Annotated in this window: 16 protein-coding genes; 13 read left to right on the top strand and 3 right to left on the bottom strand. The window is 74.6% G+C overall.

What is annotated here, in order from left to right; translation table 11 throughout:
- Positions 1 to 44: 44 nt before the first annotated feature.
- The 9 genes from nusA to ACIQTO_RS34945 all read left to right on the top strand — a co-directional run bounded on the left by nusA (position 45) and on the right by ACIQTO_RS34945 (position 13041).
- Entirely contained in the window at positions 45 to 1058 is a 1014-nt protein-coding gene (gene nusA, locus ACIQTO_RS34985; RefSeq protein ID WP_402396880.1) for a transcription termination factor NusA, read from the top strand.
- A gap of 139 nt (positions 1059 to 1197) precedes the next feature.
- Entirely contained in the window at positions 1198 to 1446 is a 249-nt protein-coding gene (locus ACIQTO_RS34980; RefSeq protein WP_402396877.1) for a YlxR family protein, read from the top strand.
- A 249-nt stretch (positions 1447 to 1695) separates the two neighbouring features.
- Entirely contained in the window at positions 1696 to 4806 is a 3111-nt protein-coding gene (gene infB / locus ACIQTO_RS34975) for a translation initiation factor IF-2 (RefSeq protein WP_402396874.1), read from the top strand.
- Positions 4807 to 4956: 150 nt separating this feature from the next.
- Positions 4957 to 5253: a DUF503 domain-containing protein gene (locus tag ACIQTO_RS34970; protein ID WP_266274452.1), complete on the top strand. Its 297-nt coding sequence runs from the start codon at positions 4957 to 4959 to the stop codon at positions 5251 to 5253.
- Between the two features lie 154 nt (positions 5254 to 5407).
- Positions 5408 to 5848: a 30S ribosome-binding factor RbfA gene (rbfA, locus tag ACIQTO_RS34965; protein WP_360639235.1), complete on the top strand. Its 441-nt coding sequence runs from the start codon at positions 5408 to 5410 to the stop codon at positions 5846 to 5848.
- 2 nt (positions 5849 to 5850) lie between these two features.
- Entirely contained in the window at positions 5851 to 6954 is a 1104-nt protein-coding gene (locus ACIQTO_RS34960) for a bifunctional oligoribonuclease/PAP phosphatase NrnA (protein WP_402396871.1), read from the top strand.
- Positions 6955 to 6988: 34 nt separating this feature from the next.
- Positions 6989 to 7918 (top strand): tRNA pseudouridine(55) synthase TruB, encoded by a 930-nt coding sequence (gene truB / locus ACIQTO_RS34955; RefSeq protein ID WP_402396868.1) that lies wholly within the window; start codon positions 6989 to 6991, stop codon positions 7916 to 7918.
- Between the two features lie 297 nt (positions 7919 to 8215).
- A complete protein-coding gene (locus ACIQTO_RS34950; RefSeq protein WP_402396865.1) occupies positions 8216 to 12031 on the top strand; it encodes a trypsin-like peptidase domain-containing protein in 3816 nt (1271 codons plus the stop codon).
- 65 nt (positions 12032 to 12096) lie between these two features.
- Positions 12097 to 13041, top strand: a complete 945-nt coding sequence (locus ACIQTO_RS34945; protein ID WP_402396862.1) for a bifunctional riboflavin kinase/FAD synthetase — start codon at positions 12097 to 12099, stop codon at positions 13039 to 13041.
- A 79-nt stretch (positions 13042 to 13120) separates the two neighbouring features.
- Here ACIQTO_RS34945 and ACIQTO_RS34940 read toward each other — a convergent pair whose 3' ends face one another.
- From ACIQTO_RS34940 to eccE, 3 genes are all read right to left on the bottom strand, one after another.
- Complete coding sequence (locus ACIQTO_RS34940; protein ID WP_402396859.1) at positions 13121 to 15259, bottom strand: MinD/ParA family protein; 2139 nt, start codon at positions 15257 to 15259, stop codon at positions 13121 to 13123.
- A 397-nt stretch (positions 15260 to 15656) separates the two neighbouring features.
- The gene (locus tag ACIQTO_RS34935; RefSeq protein ID WP_402396856.1) at positions 15657 to 16424 is read right to left on the bottom strand and encodes a hypothetical protein; all 768 of its coding nucleotides are present in this window, start codon (positions 16422 to 16424) and stop codon (positions 15657 to 15659) included.
- Positions 16424 to 17830, bottom strand: a complete 1407-nt coding sequence (gene eccE / locus ACIQTO_RS34930) for a type VII secretion protein EccE (RefSeq protein WP_402396853.1) — start codon at positions 17828 to 17830, stop codon at positions 16424 to 16426. The genes ACIQTO_RS34935 and eccE overlap by 1 nt, the downstream gene beginning before the upstream one ends.
- Before the next feature lie 170 nt (positions 17831 to 18000).
- Here eccE and eccB point away from each other — a divergent pair, with 170 nt between their 5' ends.
- The 4 genes from eccB to mycP all read left to right on the top strand — a co-directional run bounded on the left by eccB (position 18001) and on the right by mycP (position 21868).
- Entirely contained in the window at positions 18001 to 19683 is a 1683-nt protein-coding gene (gene eccB, locus ACIQTO_RS34925) for a type VII secretion protein EccB (RefSeq protein ID WP_402396850.1), read from the top strand.
- 181 nt (positions 19684 to 19864) lie between these two features.
- A complete protein-coding gene (locus tag ACIQTO_RS34920) occupies positions 19865 to 20164 on the top strand; it encodes a WXG100 family type VII secretion target (protein WP_402396847.1) in 300 nt (99 codons plus the stop codon).
- Positions 20165 to 20237: 73 nt separating this feature from the next.
- On the top strand, positions 20238 to 20528 hold the full coding sequence (locus tag ACIQTO_RS34915) for a WXG100 family type VII secretion target (protein ID WP_380579154.1): 291 nt from the start codon (positions 20238 to 20240) through the stop codon (positions 20526 to 20528).
- A gap of 113 nt (positions 20529 to 20641) precedes the next feature.
- On the top strand, positions 20642 to 21868 hold the full coding sequence (gene mycP, locus ACIQTO_RS34910; RefSeq protein ID WP_402396843.1) for a type VII secretion-associated serine protease mycosin: 1227 nt from the start codon (positions 20642 to 20644) through the stop codon (positions 21866 to 21868).
- Positions 21869 to 21919: the final 51 nt, after the last annotated feature.

Here is a 21919-nt window from a genome sequence, read left to right as displayed (position 1 = left end):
GACCGCACCATGACGAACGTGACGAAAGACGAGGAGGCGTAGCCGTGGACATCGACATGAGTGCCCTGCGCACGCTGGTCAACGAGAAGAACATCCCCTTCGACCTGCTGGTCGAGTCCATCGAGTCGGCCCTCCTCACCGCGTACCACCGCACCGAGGGCTCGCGCCGTCGGGCCCGGGTCGAGTTGGACCGCAAGTCGGGCCACGTCACGGTCTGGGCGACCGAGGACCCGGCGGAGCTGGACGAGGGTGTCGAGCCGAAGGAGTTCGACGACACCCCGAGCGGCTTCGGCCGGATCGCGTCGAGCATCGGCATCCAGGTGATGATGCAGCGCCTGCGCGACGCCGCCGACGACCAGACCTTCGGTGAGTACGCGGGCAAGGAGGGCGACATCGTCACCGGTGTCGTCCAGCAGGGCAACGACCCGAAGAACGTGCTGGTCGACATCGGCAAGCTGGAGGCCATCCTGCCGCCGCAGGAGCAGGTCCCGGGCGAGGACTACCGGCACGGCACCCGGCTCAAGTGCTACGTGGTGGCCGTGCGCCGGGGCGTGCGCGGCGCGTCGGTGACGCTCTCGCGCACCCACCCCAGCCTGGTGAAGAAGCTGTTCGCGCTGGAGGTCCCGGAGATCGCCGACGGCAGCGTGGAGATCGCCGCGATCGCCCGCGAGGCCGGCCACCGGACCAAGATCGCCGTCTGGTCGCGCCGCTCCGGGCTGAACGCCAAGGGCGCCTGCATCGGCCCGATGGGCAGCCGGGTGCGCGCGGTGATGGGCGAGCTGCACGGCGAGAAGATCGACATCGTGGACTGGTCGGAGGATCCGCGCGAGATGGTCGCTTCGGCGCTGTCCCCCGCACGGGTGACCAGCGTGGAGATCGTGGACCTGCAGCAGCGCTCCGCACGGGTGATCGTGCCGGACTACCAGCTGTCGCTGGCGATCGGCAAGGAGGGCCAGAACGCCCGCCTGGCCGCCCGCCTGACGGGGTGGCGGATCGACATCCGGCCGGACACCGAGGGGCAGCCCGAGGACGGTGGCCGGGAGTCCTCGGCCGAGTAGTCGAGCACCGGGCACCAACGTTCCACCGCCCCCCGCCGTTCCACCCCGGATCGGCGGGGCGGCGCCATGTCCCTTCGGAGGGGTAGACTTGCCTTCGTCTGGCCGGACGCACGTCCGAGCACGCCCGGAACGCACCTGCGTGGGCTGCCGCAAGCGTGCGGCCAAGCACCAGCTGTTGCGTGTCACGGCGGTCGAGGGCGTTTGCGTCCCCGATCCCCGGGGCGCACTCCCGGGCCGGGGCGCACACCTGCACCCCGATCCGGCCTGCCTCGACCTCGCGGTCCGCCGTCGGGCGTTCCCCCGGGCCTTCCGGCTCCAGGGCACACTCGACACGGAACGGCTCCGCGAGTACATCGAGGAGCGGGCAGGCGACACCCCGGCGCCCTGAGCTTCCTCAGGCCGTTCCGGTGGGCACCTCCCTGTTACGGCCGCCGCTCCACGCGGCGGAGAACCACCGCACCAAGCACAGTGCGCGGGCAGCCGCGCGTCGTGCCACCAGTCAGGTACCTCGCGATGTGGAAGTAGGTCGAGATTGCGATGAGCACTCGATGAGTACGCGATGAGTACGCGATGGGTACGCCCATGAAGTAGCGACAGTCCGGCGGACGAGACCCCCGGACTCATAGACAGGAGTGAAGTGGCTAAGGTCCGGGTATATGAACTCGCCAAGGAGCTCGGCTTGGAGAGCAAGGCCGTCATGGCCAAGCTCACCGAGCTCGGAGAGTTCGTCCGTTCGGCGTCCTCGACGATCGAGGCGCCGGTCGTGCGCAAGTTGACTGACGCTCTGGGAGTCGCCCCCACTGGTGGCGCTGCCAAGCCTGGCCCGCGGAAGCCCGCGGCGCCCCAGCCCGCCGGCGGTTCCGCCGCCGGTGCGGCCGCACCCAAGCCGGGTGCCCCGACCCCGGGTCCGCGCCCCGCCGCGACCCCGGGACCCCGTCCCACCCCCGCCGCCGCGGCGGCGCCCGCCGCCCCGGCCGCGCCCGTCGAGGCGGCTCCGGCCGCCCCGCGTCCGGCCGGTGCGCCGACCCCGGGTCCGCGCCCGGCGGCTCGCCCCGCCGCGCCCGCGGCCCCGGCTGCTCCGGCGGCCGAGTTCTCCTCCCCGGCCCCGGCCGAGGAGACCCAGGCCCAGCGCCCGGCCGCCCAGGCCCAGCGTCCGGCCGGTCCCGCCGCCGGCAGTGGTGCCCGTCCGGGCCCGCGTCCGGCCGGCCCGCGTCCGGGCAACAACCCGTTCACCTCGGGCAGTGCGACCGGTATGGCCCGCCCCGGCGACCGCCGTCCGGCCGCGCCGGGTGCCCGTCCGGCCGCCGGTGCTCCCGCTGCCGGTGACCGTCCGCGTCCCGGTGGGGACCGTCCGCGTCCCGCCGGTGCCCCGGGTGCCGGTGACCGTCCGCGTCCCGGTGGGGACCGTCCGCGTCCCGCCGGTGCTCCCGGTGCCGGTGGCGCGCCGCGCCCCGGTGGCGACCGTCCGCGTCCGGACGGCATGCCCCGTCCGGCCGGCCCGCGTCCCGGTGGCCCGAGCCCGTCCGGCATGCCGCGTCCGAACCCCGGCATGATGCCGCAGCGTCCGGCTCCGGGCCCGCGTCCGGGCCCCGGCGGCCGTGGCCCCGGTGGCCCCGGCGCCCGTCCGGGTGGTCCCGGTGGCGCCGGTGGCGCCCGTCCGGGCTTCGCCGGTCGTCCGGCCGGTCCGGGCTCCCGTCCGGCCGGTGGCGGCTTCGGCGGCCCCCGTCCCGGTGGCGGTGCCCCCGGTGGCGGTGGCGGCTTCGGCCCGCGTCCCGGTGGTTTCGGCGGCCGTCCCGGCGGCCCGGGTGCCCGTGGTGGCACGCAGGGCGCCTTCGGTCGTGGCCCGGGCGGTCGCCCGGCGCGTGGCCGCAAGTCGAAGCGGGCGAAGCGCCAGGAGTACGAGGCCATGCAGGCCCCGTCCGTCGGCGGTGTGATGCTGCCCCGCGGCAACGGCCAGACCGTTCGCCTGTCCAGCGGCGCCTCGCTGATGGACTTCGCGGAGAAGATCAACGCCAACCCGGCCGCGCTCGTCTCCGTCATGTTCAACCTCGGTGAGATGGTCACCGCGACGCAGTCGGTCTCCGACGCGACCCTCGAGCTGCTGGCCGGCGAGATGGGCTTCATCCTGGAGATCGTCAGCCGGGACGACGAGGACCGCGAGCTGCTGGAGTCGTTCGACATCGACTTCGGTGCCAACGAGGGCGACGAGGACCAGCTGGCCCCGCGCCCGCCGGTCGTCACCGTCATGGGTCACGTCGACCACGGTAAGACCCGCCTGCTGGACGCCATTCGCAAGTCGAACGTGGTGGCCGGCGAGGCCGGTGGCATCACCCAGCACATCGGTGCCTACCAGGTGGCCACCGTGGTGAACGGCGAAGAGCGCCCGATCACCTTCCTGGACACCCCGGGTCACGAGGCGTTCTCCGCCATGCGTGCCCGTGGTGCCAAGTCCACCGACATCGCGATCCTGGTGGTCGCGGCCAACGACGGTGTCATGCCGCAGACGGTCGAGGCGTTGAACCACGCCAAGGCCGCGGGTGTGCCGATCGTGGTCGCCGTCAACAAGATCGACGTCGACGGCGCCGACCCGACCAAGGTCCGCGGTCAGCTGACCGAGTTCGGTCTGGTGGCCGAGGAGTACGGCGGCGACACCATGTTCGTCGACATCTCCGCGCGCCAGGGCCTCAACATCGACCAGCTGCTGGAGGCCGTGGTCCTGACCGCGGACGCCTCGCTGGACCTGCGGGCCAACCCCGAGCAGGACGCGCAGGGTATCGCCATCGAGGCCCACCTCGACAAGGGCCGCGGCGCCATGGCGACCGTGCTCGTGCAGCGCGGTACCCTCCGCGTCGGCGACTCGATCGTGGTCGGCGACGCCTACGGCCGCGTCCGCGCGATGTTGGACGAGAACGGCAACAGCCTCGCCGAGGCCGGCCCGTCCCGCCCGGTGCTGCTGCTCGGTCTGACCTCGGTGCCCCGCGCCGGCGACAGCTTCATCGTCGTCGACGAGGACCGCACCGCCCGTCAGATCGCCGAGAAGCGCTCGGCCCGTGACCGCAACGCCGCCTTCGCGCAGCGTCGGGTCCGGGTGTCCCTGGAGGACCTCGACAAGGCCATCGCCGCCGGCGAGATCGAGCAGCTCAACCTCATCATCAAGGGTGACGTCTCCGGTTCGGTCGAGGCCCTCGAGGACGCCCTCGTCAAGCTGGACGTGGGCGAGGAGGTCGAGCTCCGCATCCTGCACCGCGGTGTGGGTGCGATCACCGAGTCCGACGTCAACCTGGCGATGGGTTCGGACGCCATCATCATCGGCTTCAACGTGCGCGCCGAAGGCCGTGCGCGTACCGCGGCCGACAAGGAAGGCGTGGACGTCCGGTACTACTCGGTCATCTACCAGGCGATCGAGGAGATCGAGAGCGCCCTCAAGGGCATGCTCAAGCCCGAGTACGAGGAGGTGCGCCTCGGCTCCGCGGAGATCCGCGAGGTGTTCCGTTCCTCCAAGTTCGGCAACATCGCGGGTGTCATCGTCCGCGAGGGCCTGCTGCGCCGCAACGCCAAGGCCCGCCTCATCCGCGACGGCAAGGTCGTGGCGGAGAGCCTCACCATCGAGGGTCTGCGCCGCTTCAAGGACGACGCGACCGAGGTCCGCGAGGGCTTCGAGGCCGGTGTGACCCTGGGGTCGTTCAACGACATCAAGGTCGAGGACATCGTCGAGACCTACGAGATGCGCGAGAAGCCGCGCGCGTAAGCGGGTGATGTCCGGGGCCGGTCGACGGGTGGTATTTCCGTCGACCGGCCCCGGTCTCGCTGTGTAGGGTCCGGGGTAGTTCAGAAATAGCAGTAGCGGCCCGGTCCAGGGCCGTCCCCGAGGCCTCCAGGTCGGCGAGACCTGTCATACATGTTCGTGGGAACACTCACCTTCGACCTGCTGCTGGGCGACGTCCACTCGCTCAAGGAGAAGCGTTCGATCGTGCGGCCCATCGTGGCCGAACTGCAGCGCAAGTACAGCGTGTGCGCTGCCGAGACCGGGAACCAGGATCTGCACCGCAGGGCCGAGATCGGCCTCGCGGTGGTGTCCGGCGAAGCCGGGTACATCACCGAGATCCTGGACAGCTGTGAGCGGTTGGTCGCCGGCCGCCCCGAGGTTCAGCTGCTCTCCGCCAGGAGGCGCTACCACAACGACGACGACGAATGAGGTCTGTGGAAGGGACCGGCGCGAGTCGCCGTTCTCACACAGATGAGGACCGAGAGCGCCCACAAGGCTGGGCGCGGGCCGGTACTTTGGGGCGTGGGCCCCGACGGGCAGGCAGTACGCCCGAGTTACCCGGCCCATTGCACGAGGAGGCAACGTGACCGACACCGCTAGGGCGCGCAAGCTCGCAGACCGCATCCAGGTGGTGGTGGCCGAGACCCTGCAACGCCGGATCAAGGACCCGCGGCTGGGCTATGTGACCATCACCGACACCCGGGTCACCGGCGATCTGCGCGAGGCCACCGTCTTCTACACCGTCTTCGGTGACGAAGCCGAGCGCGAGGCCTCGGCCGCCGCGCTGGAGAGCGCCAAGGGAGTGATCCGCTCCGAGGTCGGCAAGATCGGGGTGCGCTTCACCCCGACGCTGACCTTCGTCGCGGACGCCCTGCCGGAGAACGCCCGGAACATCGACGACCTGCTCGACCGGGCCCGGGCCATCGACGCCGCGGTGCGCACCACCGCGGCGGGCGCGACGTACGCCGGCGACGCGGACCCGTACAAGGTCCCGGCGTCCGAGCGTGACGACGAGGACGAGTAGTCATGACGGGTGAGCCGGCGTCGGCCGGTTCGACGGCCGGAGCACTCGCGGGGGCGTCCTCCACCACCACGGTGGAGGGTGCCCTCGCGGTGCTTCCGGGGCCGCGCGCCGAGGCGCCCGGCTTCGAGCTGGTCTGGCAGCAGGTGGTCGCGGAGATCGGGCGCGCCCGGTCCATCGACCTGATCTGCCACATCTGCCCGGACGGCGACGCGCTCGGCTCGGCCCTGGCGGCCGCGCTGGCCCTGCGCGGGCTCGGCCACGAGGTGCGGGTCTCCTTCGGCGACGACCCGCAGATCGTGCCCGAGTCGCTGGCCTTCCTGCCCGGCCAGGAGCTGATCGTGCCGGCTTCCGAGGTGCCCGGCACCCCGGAGCTGGTGCTCTGCTTCGACGTGGCCGCGGAGAGCCGGCTGGGCCTGCTGCACGGGAAGGCCTTCGCCGCGCCGGTGCTGGTGGTCATCGACCACCACGCCTCCAACCCCGGCTTCGGCACCCACCAGCTGATCGACCCGAGCGCGCCGGCCACCGCCGTGCTGGTGGACGAGCTGCTGCGCCGGCTCGGCGTCGAGCTGGACCAGGACCTGGCCACCTGCCTGTACACCGGTGTCGCGACCGACACCGGCTCGTTCAAGTACCGGGCCACCACGCCCGCGACCCATGAACTCGCCGGGCGGCTGCTGGCCACCGGCATCCGCCACGACCTGATCTCCCGACAACTGTGGGACACCTCGTCCTTCGGCTACCTCAAGGTGCTCGCGGCCGCGCTCGACCGGGCCGTCTACGAGCCCGACGCGGCCGGTGGCCTGGGCCTGGTGTGGACCTGGGTGCCCTACCAGGACCTGGCGCTGTTCAGCGTCACCGTCGAGGAGATCGAGGGCCTGATCGACATCCTGCGCCGCCCGGCCGAGGCCGAGGTCGCGCTGGTGCTCAAGCAGGACCCGGACGGCACGCTGCGCGGCTCCTCGCGCTCCAAGGGCGCGGTGGACGTCGCGGCGGCCTGCGTCGAGCTCGGCGGCGGCGGGCACACCTTCGCGGCCGGGTTCTCCACCCGTGAGACCGTGGCCGACGTGGTGGAGCGGTTCCGGGGCGCGCTGCGGCCCGTCAGCTGACCACTTCCAGAGAAGCCTCCAGAGAAAAGAACCGATGAAGCGCAAGGGAACCGGCCCGGACGGCCTGGTCATCGTCGACAAGCCGGAGGGCATCACCTCGCACGGGGTGGTCGCCAAACTGCGGTGGCTGGCCGGGACGCGGAAGGTCGGCCACGCTGGCACGCTGGACCCGATGGCCACCGGCGTGCTGGTCATCGGCATCGAGCGGGCCACCCGGCTGCTCGGGCACCTGATGCTCACCGCCAAGACGTACGAGGCGACCATCCGGCTCGGCCAGACCACCGTCACCGACGACCGGGAAGGCGACGTCACCGCGTCCGTGCCAGCCGACGGCGTGCGCCGGGAGGCCATCGACGCCGGGATCGCCGCCCTCACCGGCGCGATCATGCAGGTGCCCTCCAAGGTCAGCGCGATCAAGATCGACGGCAAGCGCTCGTACGCGCGGGTGCGGGAGGGCGAGGACTTCGAGATCGCCGCGCGGCCGACCACCATCCACTCCTTCACGGTGCACGCCCAGCGGTCCGCCGTCGCCGAGGACGGCACCGCGGTGATCGACCTGGACGTGACGGTGGAGTGCTCCTCCGGCACCTACATCCGGGCACTGGCCCGCGACCTCGGCGCCGGGCTCGGTGTCGGCGGCCACCTCACCGCGCTGCGGCGCACCAGGGTCGGCCCGTACGGGGTGGAGTCGGCCCGGACGCTGGAGCAGCTGGAGGAGTCGGTGACCGGCGGGTCCGGCGCGCCGCTGGAGGTGCTGCCGATCGGTGAGGCCGCGGCGGCCGCCTTCCCGCGCTGGGACCTCGACGCCGATCAGGCCAAGCTGCTCTCGCACGGCGCCCGGCTGAAGGCGCCCGGGATGGGCGTGGCCGGGCCGATCGCGGTGTACGCGCCGGACGGCCGGTTCCTCGCCCTGGTGGAGGAGACCGGCGGTCAGGCGAAGCCGGTCGCCGTCTTCGTCGGCTGAGACCTGCCGGGTCTGCCGGTCGAGCCCCCTGCCGCCCCCTGTCGGGGCGGCAGGGGGCTCTTGGCATGCGCCCCGCTGTCCGCGTGTCGGCGTGTCCGCGTGGCGCGGGCGCGGCAGCGGACTGGGCGGGGCTGCGCGAGGTTCACCCGCACGGGGGAGCGCGCGAGGTGAACCCCGGTGGTGAGCGGCGCGGGCGCGGTCGGGCCGGGCCGGTGGCGGGCAGGCTCCCGGCGGCGAGCAGGTCGCCGCGACGCGTCCGCCTCCGGGCCGCCCGGCCCTGCCGGGAGGGCTGCACGCATGCCGGGAGCACTGGACGGCGACGGGGTGGCGGACGATCCGGAGCGCTACCTGCTGCGGATCCGCGACCTGGACGGGCGACTGCGCGGACTGGGGTTCGTCGCCGACCCGCGGGGCACCGTCCTCACCGCGCACGAGAGCGTCGCGGATCTCGACCGGATCGTCCTGCACACCCCGGGCGGCCAGACCAGGGTGCTGGGCCCGGACAGCGTCCTGCCGCTGCCCGGGCACGGCCTGGCCCTGCTGCGCACCGACACCGTCGGCGGCCTGCCCGTCCCGCCGCTGCCGATCGCGGCACCGGGCGGGGCGGCCGCCGGGCGCGCGGTGGTGCTGCCCACGCTGACCGGCGGGGAGGGATCGGCGGTCGCCCTGCGCTGCGGCGTGCTCGGTGCCACCGGCGCGGTCTACGCCCGCCCGGACCGCTTCCACCTGCTGGGCGGGGTGCTGCTGCTCGACGTCCCGGTGGTCGCGGGCACGGGACCGGTGCCGGCCGGGGCACCCGTGCTGGACGCCCGCAGCGGTGCGGTGATCGGCGTCGCCGCACCGGCGCTGCGGGCCCCGGAACAGGGGGGCGCGCTGACCGTCGCCCCGGCGGACGGCAGCGGGTCGGGCGAGGGCGCCCCGGAACTGGCCGAGGTGCTGGCGCGGAACGCGGCCGGTGTCCCCGCGTACGGCTCGGCGCTCAACCTGGCGGGCGTGCTGCGGCTGGCCGCCGCCCAGGTGGCGGCGGCCGGGGCCGGCCCCGGCCGGGTGGCCGCGCTGGCCGCCGACCGGGTCGACCGCCCGGACGGCCTGGCCGGGGACGAGCCGTCGGCGACGGTCACCGCGCTGGTCGGCGCCCCCGGCTCCGGCCGGACCACCGAACTCGCGGCGCTCGCCGTCCGGCGCGCCGGCGGTGACCGGCCGCTGCCCACGCTCTGGCTGCGCGGCGCCGACCTGCGGGCCGAGGACTCCTCGCTCGCCGCCGCGGTGGAGCGGGCCCTGGCGGCGGCCGCGGCCGGCCTCGGCACCCGGCCGCCGCCCGCGCCGGATCGGGTGGCCGCCCTCTGCGCGGCGGCGCGGCGGCCGCTGCTGGTCGTGCTGGACGGGCCCGAGGAGGCGCCCGTGCCGCTCGACGGGGCCTGGCTGCGGGCGGCCGGGGCCTGGCTGACGGCGGTCGGGGCGCGGCTGCTCACCGCCTGCGGGGACGAGGCGCGGGAGCTGCTGGCTCCGGACGGCGGTGGTGACGCGGCGGAGCGCGGCGGCGGTGGTCCGGAGCGGCCGCCGTCGGCCGCGGAGGCGGCGGCCTCGGGGGGCGGCGCGGGAGCGGCCGGCTGTCCGCTGCACGTTCCGGCCGCCGGAGCGGCGGGGGCCGGAGGCGCGTTACCGGCGGGGGCCGCGACCGGGAGCGGCGAGGACCCTTCCGGCACCGACACGGCCGGCAGGTCGGCGGCCGGCGACTGCCGGTGCGCGGAGCCGGCCGAGGGCCTCGCCGTCCTGCGGCTCGGGCCGCTGCCGGCCGAGGCCGCGGACCGGGTCCGCCGCCGCTACGGGCTGCCGCCCGGCTGGCCGGCGGCGGCGGACGCCCGGCACCCGCTGGCGGTCCGGCTGGCCGGGGAACTGTGGGCGGAGGGCCTGCGCGGCGAGCCGGTGGGCCGCGGCGAACTGTTCGCGGCCCACCTGGACCTGCGCTGCCTGCGGGTGGCCCAGCGGATCGCCGCCGACGGGCGGTCCCGGCGGCCGGGCGCCCACCGCCGGGGTGCCGGGCGGCCCGCCGCGTCGCACGGCCGGGTGCGCAGGCTGGCCGCGGCGGTGGCCGGCCGGGTGCACGAGGCGGCCCGGCGGATGCTCGGCGTGGAGCAGGGCGGGCTCGGCCGGGCCGCCTTCGAGGAGCTCTTCCCGCCGGGCAACTGGGCGACGGCGGTCCTGGCGGAAGGCCTGTTCGTCCCGTCCGGGCCCGGCTTCCGGCTCGCGCACGGCGAGTTCTCCGACTGGCTCCAGGGCCTGCACCTGGACCTGGACGCGGCGCTGCGACTGCTGCTCGGCGAGGCCGAGGACACCCCGCCGCCGGGTGGGGCCCGCACCGTGCCCCGGCACCGCGTCGCCCCGGTGGCGGCCGCGCTCCGGCGGCTGGCCGAGACCTGGGGAGCCACCGCCCTGGACCCGTGGCTGCACCGGATCTGGCGGGCGCTGGACCTGCGCCCGCCCGGCAGCGAACCGGGCTGGTGGGCGGGCCGGTTGCTCGTCGCCGGGCTGGCCGCCAGCCCCGACCTCGCCGAACACCGGGCGCTGCTGGCCCAGTTGGCCGGCCGGATCGCCGAAGTGGCACCCGCGGCCGGCGGGTTCGAGCGGTTGCCGGCGGCGGGTCTGGGCCGGTTCGACCCGTCGTTCTGGACCGGGCTGGGCCTGCCGGCCGAGGAGGAACTGACGCTGCTGCGTCGCCTGGTCACGGCGGACGGGCCCGGACAGCCCTTCCTCGCGGCCACGGCCGGGCGGCTGCGCGCCGACCCGGCCGGGGTGATCCCGCTGCTCTGCGGCTGGTTCGACGACCCGCGCGGCCTGCCGGGCCGCCCCGGCACCACCGTCGCCGACCTCGCCCACGACCTGCTGTACCACCACCGCGCGCTCGCCCTGGACGATCTGACGGAGGCGCTGGCCGACGCGGCGCACCCCCGGGCGGACGCGCTGCTCACCGTCCTCGCCGGTGAGGAACCCTCCGCGCTCTGCCGCGCGGTGGACCGCTGGAGCCACGACCGGCGGCCCGAGCGGCACGTCGCCGCCGCCGTGCACGCGCTGCGCGCCGCGCCGTACGCGCGCGGCGCCGGGCCGGAACTGCTGCGGTTCGCCGCGCTGGCCCTGCTCGCCCGCGAGGAGGAGCCGTGCCTGCACGGCGCCGCGCTGGCCCTGCTGGTCCGGGACCGGCAGGCCCGGGCGGGGCACCTCCCGGCGGCGCTCGCCGCGTACCGGCACGGCGAGGACCGCTTCCTGACGGCCCGGGCGCTGGCCCCGGCGCTGGAGAGCGACCCGGAGGCCGTCCTGGCCGCGTTCGCGCACCGGCTGGACGCGCCCGGCGCGGCGGCCGCCGAGACGCTGCGGGTGCTGGCCGACGCCCGGACGCCGCGGGCCACCCGGGGCGGCGCCGAGCTGGTGGCCCGGCTGCTGCGGGAGCGCCCGGCGCTGGCGGGCCCGATCGCCGTCGACTACCTGGGCCGCCGGCTGGCGCGCGGCGCCGCCGCCGGTCCGGTCGCCCGGCTGGAGCTGCGGGTGCTGCTCGGCAGCGCCCTGGCGGCCCGGGCCGGGGCCGTCCGGCGGCCGTTCGCCCAGGTGCTGGCCGTCCCGGTCGCGGACGCGGCGGCCGACGCCCTGCGGGGCGAACTGCTGGACACCCTGCTGGCCACCGAGGGCGACCGGGAGGTGCTCGCCGCCGCCGTGGAGCGGCTGGCCGAGCACTGCGCGGCCGAGCGCCCGGCCCGGGCCCGGACGGTGCTGGCCCGGGCCGCGGCCGGACTGCCGGGCGCGGACGAGCTGCTGGTGCGCTGCGCCGCCCGCTGGGCGGCGTTCGCGCTGCTGCTGGTCCGGTGGCCCGAGCACGAGCCGCCGGCCTGCCCCGCGGGCCCGCGGCTGACCCGGTTGCGGGAGCTGGCGGCGGCCGGGCACGACCCGCGGGAGGCCGCCGTCGAGGCCGGGCGGGAGGCGGACCGGACGGCCGGGCGGGAGGCGGACCGGACGGCCGGGCGGGAGGCCGCCCGCGCGCCGGTGTCCGGGACCGGACAGCCGGCGGTGCGCCCAACCCGCCTTCCGGTGCCGAAGCAGGGGCAGGCGCATGGCACGCTATAGGGGTTCGGGTTTGAGCGTTTGAGCGTACAGAAGGTACGCGCCGTACGGAACAAGGAGCGGTCAGGGTGCAGCGCTGGCGTGGCCTGGAGGAGATCCCCGGTGACTGGGGACGCAGCGTCGTCACCATCGGTTCGTTCGACGGTGTGCACCGCGGACACCAGCTGATCATCAACCGGGCGGTCGAGCGGGCCCGTGAGCTCGGTGTCCGCTCGGTCGTGGTCACCTTCGACCCGCACCCGAGCGAGGTCGTCCGCCCGGGCAGCCACCCGCCGCTGCTCGCCCCGCAGCCGCGCCGCGCGGAGCTGATCGAGGCGCTCGGGGTGGACGCCGTCCTGGTGCTGCCGTTCACCGCCGAGTTCTCCCAGGAGTCCCCGGAGACCTTCGTCCGGCAGGTGCTGGTGGACGCGCTGCGGGCGCGGCTGGTCATCGAGGGGCCGAACTTCCGCTTCGGGCACCGTGCGGCGGGTGACGTCGCCCTGCTGGCCGAGCTGGGCCGGGCCGCCGACTTCGCCGTCGAGGTGGTCGACCTCCAGGTGCGCGGGGCGGCCGGGGACGGCGAGCCGTTCTCCTCCACCCTCACCCGGCGGCTGGTCGCGGCCGGCGACCTGGCCGGCGCGGGCGAGGTCCTGGGCCGTCCCCACCGGGTCGAGGGCGTGGTGGTGCGCGGCGCCCAGCGCGGTCGTGAGCTGGGCTACCCGACGGCCAACGTGGAGACCGTGCCGCACAGCGCGATCCCGGCCGACGGGGTCTACGCGGGCTGGCTGACGGCGCTGGGCGAGCTGATGCCGGCCGCGATCTCGGTCGGCACCAACCCGACCTTCGACGGCACCTCCCGCACCGTCGAGGCGTACGCCATCGACCGGGTCGGCCTGGACCTGTACGGCCTGCACGTCGCCGTCGACTTCCTCGCCTACCTGCGCGGGATGGAGAAGTTCGACTCCATCGACGCGTTGCTCGACCGGATGGCCGACGACGTCAAGCAGGCCCGCGAGCTGACCGACGCGGGCTGACCGGCGCGGACGCCGAAAGGGCCCGCCGGCCGTTCCGGGATCGCGAGATCCGGAACGGCCGGCGGGCCCTTTCGCGTCGCTATGGCTGGGGCGGCGGCGGCGGGTAGCCGTACCCGGCGGGCGGCGCGGGCGGCTGCGGCTGCGGGTACCCGTATCCGCCGGCCGGCGGCTGGGGCTGCTGCTGCCAGTCCTGCGGAGGCTGCTGGGCACCCGGCTGGGCCTGCGGGTAGCCGTAGCCGGGCGGGGGTGGCGGTGCCTGTCCCGGCTGCGGTGCCCACGGCGCGCCGGGGGCCGGCCCGCCGGTCGGGTAGCCGCCCTGGCCCTGCTGCGGGTACGGCTGCTGCTGCGCCTGCTGCGGGTAGGGCTGCTGCGGGTCCGCGTACGGCTGCGGCTGGACCGGGTACGGCGCGGGCGCCTGCTGGGCCTGCTGCTGCCAGCCGGACTGCTGGGCGGCGGCCTGCTGGGCGCGGACGATGTCCTCGCCGACCAGGGTGGCGAGCTCGAAGTACGCGTCGCGGACCTTGGGCCGCATCATGTCGAGGTTGACCTCGGCGCCGGCCGCCAGGCTCTCGTCGAACGGCACCACGATCACGCCGCGGCAGCGGGTCTGGAAGTGCGCGACGATGTCCTCGACCTTGATCATCTTGCTGGTCTCGCGGACCCCGGAGACCACCGTGATGCTGCGCTGCACCAGGTCGGCGTAGCCGTGCGCGGAGAGCCAGTCCAGCGTGGTCGACGCGGACGAGGCGCCGTCCACGCTCGGCGTGGAGACGATGATCAGCTGGTCGGCGAGGTCCAGCACCCCGCGCATCGCGCTGTACAGCAGGCCGGTGCCGGAGTCGGTCAGGATGATCGGGTACTGGCGGCCCAGGACCTCGATGACCTGGCGGTAGTCCGAGTCGTTGAACGTGGTCGAGACGGCCGGGTCGACGTCGTTCGCCAGGATCTCCAGGCCCGAGTGCAGGTCCTGCGAGGTGAACTGACGGATGTCCATGTAGCTGCGCAGGTGCGGGATGGCCGTCACCAGGTCGCGGATGGTCGCCCCGGTCTGGCGCTTGACCCGGCGGCCGAGGGTGCCGGCGTCCGGGTTGGCGTCGATCGCGATCACCTTGTCCTGGCGCTCACTGGCCAGGGTCGCGCCGAGCGCGGTGGTGGTCGTGGTCTTGCCGACGCCGCCCTTGAGGCTGATCACCGCGATCCGGTAGCAGCTCATCACCGGGGTCCGGATGATCTCCAGCTTGCGGCCGCGCTCGGCCGCGGCGGCCTTGCCGCCGAACTGGAAGCGGGGCTGCTGGCGCTGCTGCTTCGGCTGGCTGCGCAGCAGACGGTCCGAGGACAGCTCGACGGCGGCCGTGTAGCCGAGCGGGGCGCCGTGCGCGACCTGCTGCGGGGCGGCGGCCTGCTGGAACGCGGCGGGCGCCTGCGGGACGCCGGACTGCTGCTGCCACGGCTGGGCGGGGCCCGGTTGCGGCTGCTGGGGCTGCGGCTGCGGCGGCTGCTGGTAGGTGGTCGGCTGCGGCCAGCCGCCCTGGCGGGGGTCGACCGGCGGGGCCTGTGGGCCGGGCGCCTGCTGGGCGGCGGCGGCCTGCTGGGCGGCGGCCCAGGCGGCGGCCTGCTGCTCCTGCGGGTCCGCCGGCTGCACGGGCTGGGGCTGCGGGTACGGCTGCGCCTGCGACTGCGGGTACGGCTGGGGCTGCACCGGCTGCTGCTGCGGGTCCGGGTAGGGCTGTGGCTGGGCGTACGGCTGCGGGTCCGCGTAGGGGTGCGGCTGGGGCGGCCGCGGAGCCTGCTGCTGGGGCTCGGCGTAGGGCTGCGTCGGGGCGGCCTGGTGCTGCGGGTCCGGGTACGGCTGCGGGTCCGGGTACGGCTGGGGGTGCGCCGGCTGCTGCGGTGGCACGGGCTGGGCCGGGCCGGGCTGCTGGTGCGCGGTGGTCTCCGCCGGCGGCCACGGCTGGGCGACCGGGGCCTGCGGCTGCTCGGGGGCGGGGCCCGGAGCCGGGGCGGGCGCGGTGAACGGGACGTGCCGCGCCTCGACATGGGTGGCGGGCGCGGGCTCGGGCGCCGCCTCCGGGACGGGGGCGGTCACCACGGCCGGAGCCGGAGCCGGAGCCGGAGCGGGGCCGGGGACGGGTGCGGTGACCGCCGGCGGTACCGCCGGGCCGTCCGCGGGCGAAGCGGCGACCGGAGCGGCGACGGGCGCGGGCGCGGGCGAAGGCATCGGCGCGGGTGAAGGCGCCGGTACCGGCACGGGCGAAGGTACCGGCGCGGCCGCGGCCTGACCGCCGCCCGCCGCCGGAGCGCCCGCCCCACCCGGTGGTCCGGCCGCGGGTCCGGGCGCCGGACCCGGACCCGGACCGGTGGCCGGACCCGCCGCGGACTCCGTCTGCACGTACCAGGAGGGGGGAGTGTAGTCGGGTGCGTCGGACCAGTCGTCGTCGTCCTCCGCCGCGTTGTCGCCGACGTAGACGCCGTCCCGATCGCTGCTCACCTAGGGCTCCCTCGTGTTCGCCGCCGCTCTTCGCGGTGCCGTTGCCGCATCAAAGACTAGGCCGTGCACCACCCCCCTTTGAAGGCGGAGTCTCATCTCGCCCAGGGCGCGATCGGGGCGCACCGGGTCAGTCCATCCGGCGTGCCCCGCCCAGGACCTGCTGCTCGGCCTGCCCGGCGACGGTCCGTACGTACTGGCGGCGCACCCGGGTCGTCCACAGCGTCATGTCGTCCCCGAGGGTGGGCAGCGCGGTGATGTCCTGCGGGCCGAGCGAGAGCACCCGGCCGATCAGTTCGGCCTCCTGCGGCGAGACCCGCTGCACACCGACCAGGTCGGCGGCGTTCAGCACCCGGGCCGCGTTCGGGCCCAGGTAGGGCAGCAGGGTCAGGGTGGTCTGCCAGGGGGCGGCGGAGAGCCGGCTGCGCGGCGGGCGGGCGCCGAGGTCGCGCACCACGAGGACCGGCGAGGTGACCGAGGCGCCCTGCGGGCCGAGCCGGCCGACCTGGTGGACGGTCACGCAGGGCTGGCCGCCGCCGGCGGCCTGCGCCATCGGGCCCCAGAGCTGCCCGCGCGCGGTCTCGACGGCGATCCGGGCGCCGGTGGCCGCCGCCCGCAGCGCGATGACCTGGGCCGTCCAGACGCCGCCGACCAGGACCAGGTCGTAGGCGCTGGGCCGGAACAGGCCGAGCACGGCGGGCTGCTGCCGTACGTCCTCGCCGATCAGCACGCCGTCGTCGCCGACGGGGAAGGAGAGCGCGGCGAGGTCGTCGGTGGTCAGGACGTGCTTCTCGCGGCGCGGGCCGCGCAGTCCGAAGCCGGGCAGGACGCGCGGCCGGACCCGGGGCTGCTCGGTACCGGGCTGCGGGCCGGGGGTCGGATAGGTCTGGTACGCCATCAGGAAGCACCTCCCAGGGGCAGGGTGGCGAGCATGCCGGGGGCCTGCTCCAGGTCGAGTCGGGCGAGGCCGAGGCCGGCGCTCTGCGCCCGGGCCTCCACCAGCCGCCCGACCTGGACCACCTCGCTCTCGCTGCGGCCGGTCAGCCGGACGTGGCCGCTGATCGTCACCGAGCCGCCGGTGCCGTGACCGGCGGTCAGGCTGAAGGTGCTGGCCAGCGCGGGCGAGCCGGTGACCAGGTTGACGAGGTCCGGTGCGGCGATCCGGCCGGGGGCGCCGCCGGGGCGGCTGAGCTGCGGCCAGCGGGAGATCCAGTAGGTGCTGTGCCAGCGGTCGTCGATCCGCCAGAACCGGTTGCTCTCCTGGGTGCGGCGGCCGCTGCCGCCGCCGCTGCCGGTGCCCTGGCGGCCGGCCACGGCGAGCGGGTTGGCGCAGGTGGAGATGGCCAGCGCGGCGATCAGCTCGCGCTCGTCCAGCACGGTGGCGTTGAAGCCGGCGCTGCCCAGCCGTCCGGCGAGCTGGTCGGTGACCCGCTGCAGGGCCTTGCGGGCGCCCTCCTCGCCGCCGCCGCGGGCGCGGACGGCGGTGGCCGCCCGTTCCGGGTCGAGCTTGAGCGCGACCCAGGTCAGCCGCAGGCCCGGGGTGGCGGTGCCGTCGGGCAGCTCCTGGTAGGCGCGGGCGGCCAGCGACTGCTCGGGCAGGTGCGGGGCCGGTGCCGGCTGGGTGTGCTGGACGATCTGGACCGACTCCAGGGTGATGTCGTCCACCCGCAGCGCCGAGCAGACCACGTCCAGCGGCAGCGGCAGCGCGGTGCGCACCGGCCGCAGCGGCTGGTCCTTGGCCTGGACGAGCAGCACCGAGCTGAGGAAGGTGCCGTCGCCGACCATGCCGGTCTCCCGGCGCATCGGGCGGCCGCCGAAGTCGGTCTCGGTGGCGTGGGTGCAGGTGCGCAGGGCCGGCTCCAGCTCCAGCGCGGGGGCGATGGCCGGGTCGGTGCCGGCCGGCGGGACGTTCGTCCGGGCCTGCTTGCGGCGGGTCTGCAGGGCGGCGCGCACCCGCAGCGCCTCGGGGATGGTGCGGCCGCGCAGCGGGATCACGGCGAGGACGACCAGGGCCAGGGCGACCGCGCCGAAGGCGCCGGCCACCGGCTTGCTGATGGTCCAGCCGACCGCCACCAGCGCCACCGCGACCTCGACCAGCACGAGTTGCTGGAGCCTCAGCCGGCCGCCGAGCAGCCCGGGCCGGGGGTGGACGCGGACCGGGACGGGGGCGCCGGCGGAGCCGGGACCGCCGGCGTTCGCGGGTTCGGCGGAGTGGCTTCGGTCGGGCCGTGTCCGCCGGCCGGAGCGGCGCGACCCCCTGCCCTCGTCGGTGCTGCGGCGCCCTGGAGCGGTCTGGCTTGGCATCCCCCGAGTGGCCCTCTCTGAATCAGTTGTCGCGGCCCGGTTGGCCGGTTCGCGAACCGTACCCGTACCGTACTCACCGTCTGCTGCCGCATCGTAGAGGGTTCGAAGCCGCTCTCGCCCGGCGGGTGCGGACCACGGGGTATGTCGGTCAGACAGGGGAGACGACGAGCATGGCATCACGCCGGGACGAGCTGAACGCCTACACCTTCGCCCGGAAGCGAACGGTCGGCGCCTTTCTGCTGCCCAACGGGGGCGGCAGTGACGAGGACGCGCCGCGGCCGGTGAAGGCGATCCTGCCGAGCGTCGTCGTGGGCGCCCTGGTGGTCGGCGGGTTCGGGCTCTGGGGGGTGTTCAAGCCGAGCGCGCCGGTGGGGTGGGACAGCGGGAAGAACGTCATCCAGGGCAAGAAGAGCACCACCCGGTACGTGGTGCTGACCGACGCGGACGGCAAGACCAAGCGGCTGCACCAGGTGCTCAACATGTCCTCGGCGCGGCTGGTGCTGCCGGTGGACGCCAAGGTGGTGGTGGTCGCCGACGAGGTGCTCGACCGGTACCCGAGCCACGGCCCGACCATCGGCATCCCGAACGCGCCGGACCGGCTGCCGACCAAGGAGAACGCCGCCAAGCCGATGAAGTGGTCGGTCTGCGACAGCCCCGGCGCGGACGACAAGCAGGAGACGGCCAACCAGGCGCTGTTCGTCGCCGGCGGTGCCGACGCCAAGACCCTGGCGGCCAAGGACCGGGTGCTGGACGTCGACCAGGCGCTGCTGGTGAGGGAGATCGACGAGCAGAAGGTCGCCGCGCAGCCCGGCCCGGGCCAGCCGCCGATCGACCAGAGCAAGTTGAACCTCTACCTGGTCGACGCGCAGGGCCGCAAGCACGCCATCGGGGGGACCCAGACCTCGGAGAGCGACAAGAAGCAGCTGACGGCGGCGATCTTCGGGGCGAGCGCGAAGCCGCAACCGGTGAAGAAGGAGTGGCTGGACACCCTGGTGACCGCCAGCGTGATCCAGTTCCCCAAGGTCGACGGGCTGGTCGCGGACGTGAAGGGCCCCAACTCCTCGGTGGCGCTGCAGAAGACGGAGGACCGCAAGATCGGCCGGCTGGTCCGCTACGGCGACCGCCACTTCGTCGTGGGCAAGGACCAGCTGTACGTCGTCACGCAGCTCCAGGCCGAGTTGATCCGGCAGAACCCCGCGTGGCAGGGCCTCTACAACCAGGACGCCGACAAGACGCCGCGGATCGACGAGCTGATGCCGACGGACTACGCCGCGTTCAACACCAGCACCCCGCTGAAGGACGCCGAGGACTGGCCGGCCAGGACGGGCGCGCCGGTCAACAACTGGCAGGCGGCGAAGGACGCGAAGCCGGTGGTCTGCAGCACCTTCGACGGGATCGCCGAGGACGGCAAGACGCCGCGCCGCAGCGTCTGGGCCGGTCCGGACTTCCCGGCCAAGTACAGCAGCGGTGTCGGCTCGGCCTATGTGACGCCCGGTCAGGGCCTGTTCTACCGGGCGCTGGACGCCGGTGCGGGCGGCTCCGGCAGCGACTACCTGATCACCGAGACCGGACTGCGCTACGCGGTGCCCGCCAACAGCACCGGCGGCAAGGGCTCGCAGGCGGCGCCGACCGCCCAGCCGGGCAAGCCGAGCCCGACCGTCACGGCGACCCCGACCGCCCCGCCCGGGGATCCGGCCGCCGGGCAGCCGCAGCAGGAGGAGTCCGGTGGCAACCAGGCCCGGCTCGGCTACCAGGGCCTGCAGCCGGTGCCGGTGCCGCAGCAGTGGTCGAACCTGGTGCCGGCCGGTCCGGCGCTGAACGCGAAGAGCGCGGTGCAGCAGCAGAACGCCTGACCGACCCGTTCCGGCAACGGAATTGGCCCCAGTGTCATGGTCTGGTAACTACCGGTTCCCCGGTGTTGGGTGAGTTGCGTGTGCCGACTACAGTGCTGCTGGACATCACACCGGTGATGCGGCGGGCCGGCCGGGAGCGGCGGCCCGGACACAATGTCTGTCTCATGGGGGACGGTAGAGCATGGGTCAGTTCAAGACGACCGCTCAGGAGATGCTGGCTTTCGCCAAGCACATGGACGAGGTCATCGGGCAGATCGAGGGCGAGATTCGCAAGCTCGACAGCCTGGTGGGTTCGATCGCGGGCGGTTGGCAGGGTCAGGCTGCGACGGCGTACAAGACCCTCCAGGGTCAGTTCAACGAGGACACGGTCGAGCTCAACAAGTCGCTGAAGGCGATCAAGGAAGCGATCGAGATCACGACCAAGCAGTACTCGGCGACCGACGCGGACCAGCAGGCGGCGTTCGGCGCCGGCAAGATCTGATCCCCTCTCTGCCAGGTCATTCACCGGCCGCCCCTGGTGAGGGAGCGGGTCGGTTCCTCGACAAGGAGACATCGTGTCCGACCACATTCTCGTCAACTTCGAAACCGTCCGGAACGCCGGTTCCGAGGTTCGCAACACCGCCAACCGCATTCACTCCCAGCTCGAGGAGCTGAAGGCCGGCGTCACCAAGATCGCCTCCAGCTGGGAGGGTGCCGCTCAGCAGGGCTACCAGGCCCACCAGGCGAAGTGGGACTCCCGCGCCGCCCACCTGCAGCAGGTGCTGGCCCAGATCGCCGGCTCGCTGGACAAGGCGGCCGAGAGCTACAACAGCACCGAGAACAACAACGCCAAGCTCTGGCACTGACGGAGCCCGCTCCCCGTCAGGGGACGATCGACTCCGCCGAAGGGGCGGGTGCCCGGTTCGCGGGCACCCGCCCCTGGCGCGCAACACGGGTGGACGACAAGAGGGGTGGCAGGGTGTCGGTAGTCAGGTACCGGAAGGCGGCCGCGACGGTGGCCGCGCTCGCGGTGCTCGGCGGTCCGCTGGCCGCCCCGGCCTACGCGGACGGACCCGGCATCTCGGCCGCCGGTGACTGCTCGAAGGACGCCCAGAACGTGCAGGCCGTGCCCTGGTCGTTGCAGCGCATGGTGCTCGACGAGCTCTGGCAGGGCGGCACGACCACCGGTGCCGGGGTGACCGTCGCGGTCATCGACACCGGGGTGAACGACCAGAACCCGCAGCTGGCCAACCGGGTGGTGGACGGCGGGTCCCTGTTGAAGGACAAGGACAAGAAGAAGGTCGAGGGCAGCGGCAAGGACGACCTGGTCGGCCACGGCACCAAGGTGGCGGGCATCATCGCCGCCGGCCGCTACGACCAGACCGGCTTCGTCGGGATCGCCCCCGACAGCACCATCCTGTCGATCCGCCAGAACGACGCCGAGGGCAACGGTGACGTCTACACCCTCGTCGAGGCGATCTACATCGCGCTCCAGCGCGGCGCCAAGGTCATCAACATCTCGCAGGACGTGCGCGGGGCCGGCAACGCCGACTTCGGCGGCTACCCGGAGCTGAAGGCCGCGGTCGAGGCCGCCGAGGCCAAGGACGTCGTGGTGGTCGCCTCCACCGGCAACGACGGCAAGGAGGGCGACACCTTCCCCGCCGCGTTCCCGAGCGTGCTCGCCGTCGGCGCCTCCGACCGCAACAACGAGCGCGCCCCGTTCTCCCAGTACGGCGAGTTCGTGGACGTCGTCGCGCCCGGGGTCGACATGCTCTCCACCGTCCCCCGGGGCGGCCAGTGCGTGGACAACGGCACCAGTTTCGCCGCACCCTACGTCGCCGGTCTGGCGGCGCTGCTGGTCGGCGCCCACCCCAAGTGGAAGCCCGCACAGGTACGGTCCTGGATCGAGCAGACCGCGCAGCGCACCGAGCGCAACGCCAACCCGTACATCGGCTGGGGCGTGGTGGACCCGGTGAAGGCCGTCACGAAGGCACCAGAGGTGCCGCTCTCCAAGGTCGAGGACGACCAGCCGGTCCAGCTGGCCGCCGCCCCGATCCTGCCGCAGCCGCTCGGCCTCGGCGAGACCCAGGCCGACCGCGACGGCCGCACCGCGACCTACGTCCTGGGCGTCGGGGCCCTGCTCGTCGCGCTGCTCATCGGCGGCGGTGTGGTGCTCCGCGACCACCGTCGGCGCCCGACGGACTGATCCGGGATTCTCTCCCGGCCCGGCTGTAACATCCCGCCCCGCCCAGCGCAT

Source organism: Kitasatospora sp. NPDC091207, assembly GCF_044768625.1.
In the GTDB taxonomy this organism is placed as follows: domain Bacteria; phylum Actinomycetota; class Actinomycetes; order Streptomycetales; family Streptomycetaceae; genus Kitasatospora.
This window is presented reverse-complemented; position numbering and strand designations above follow the sequence as displayed.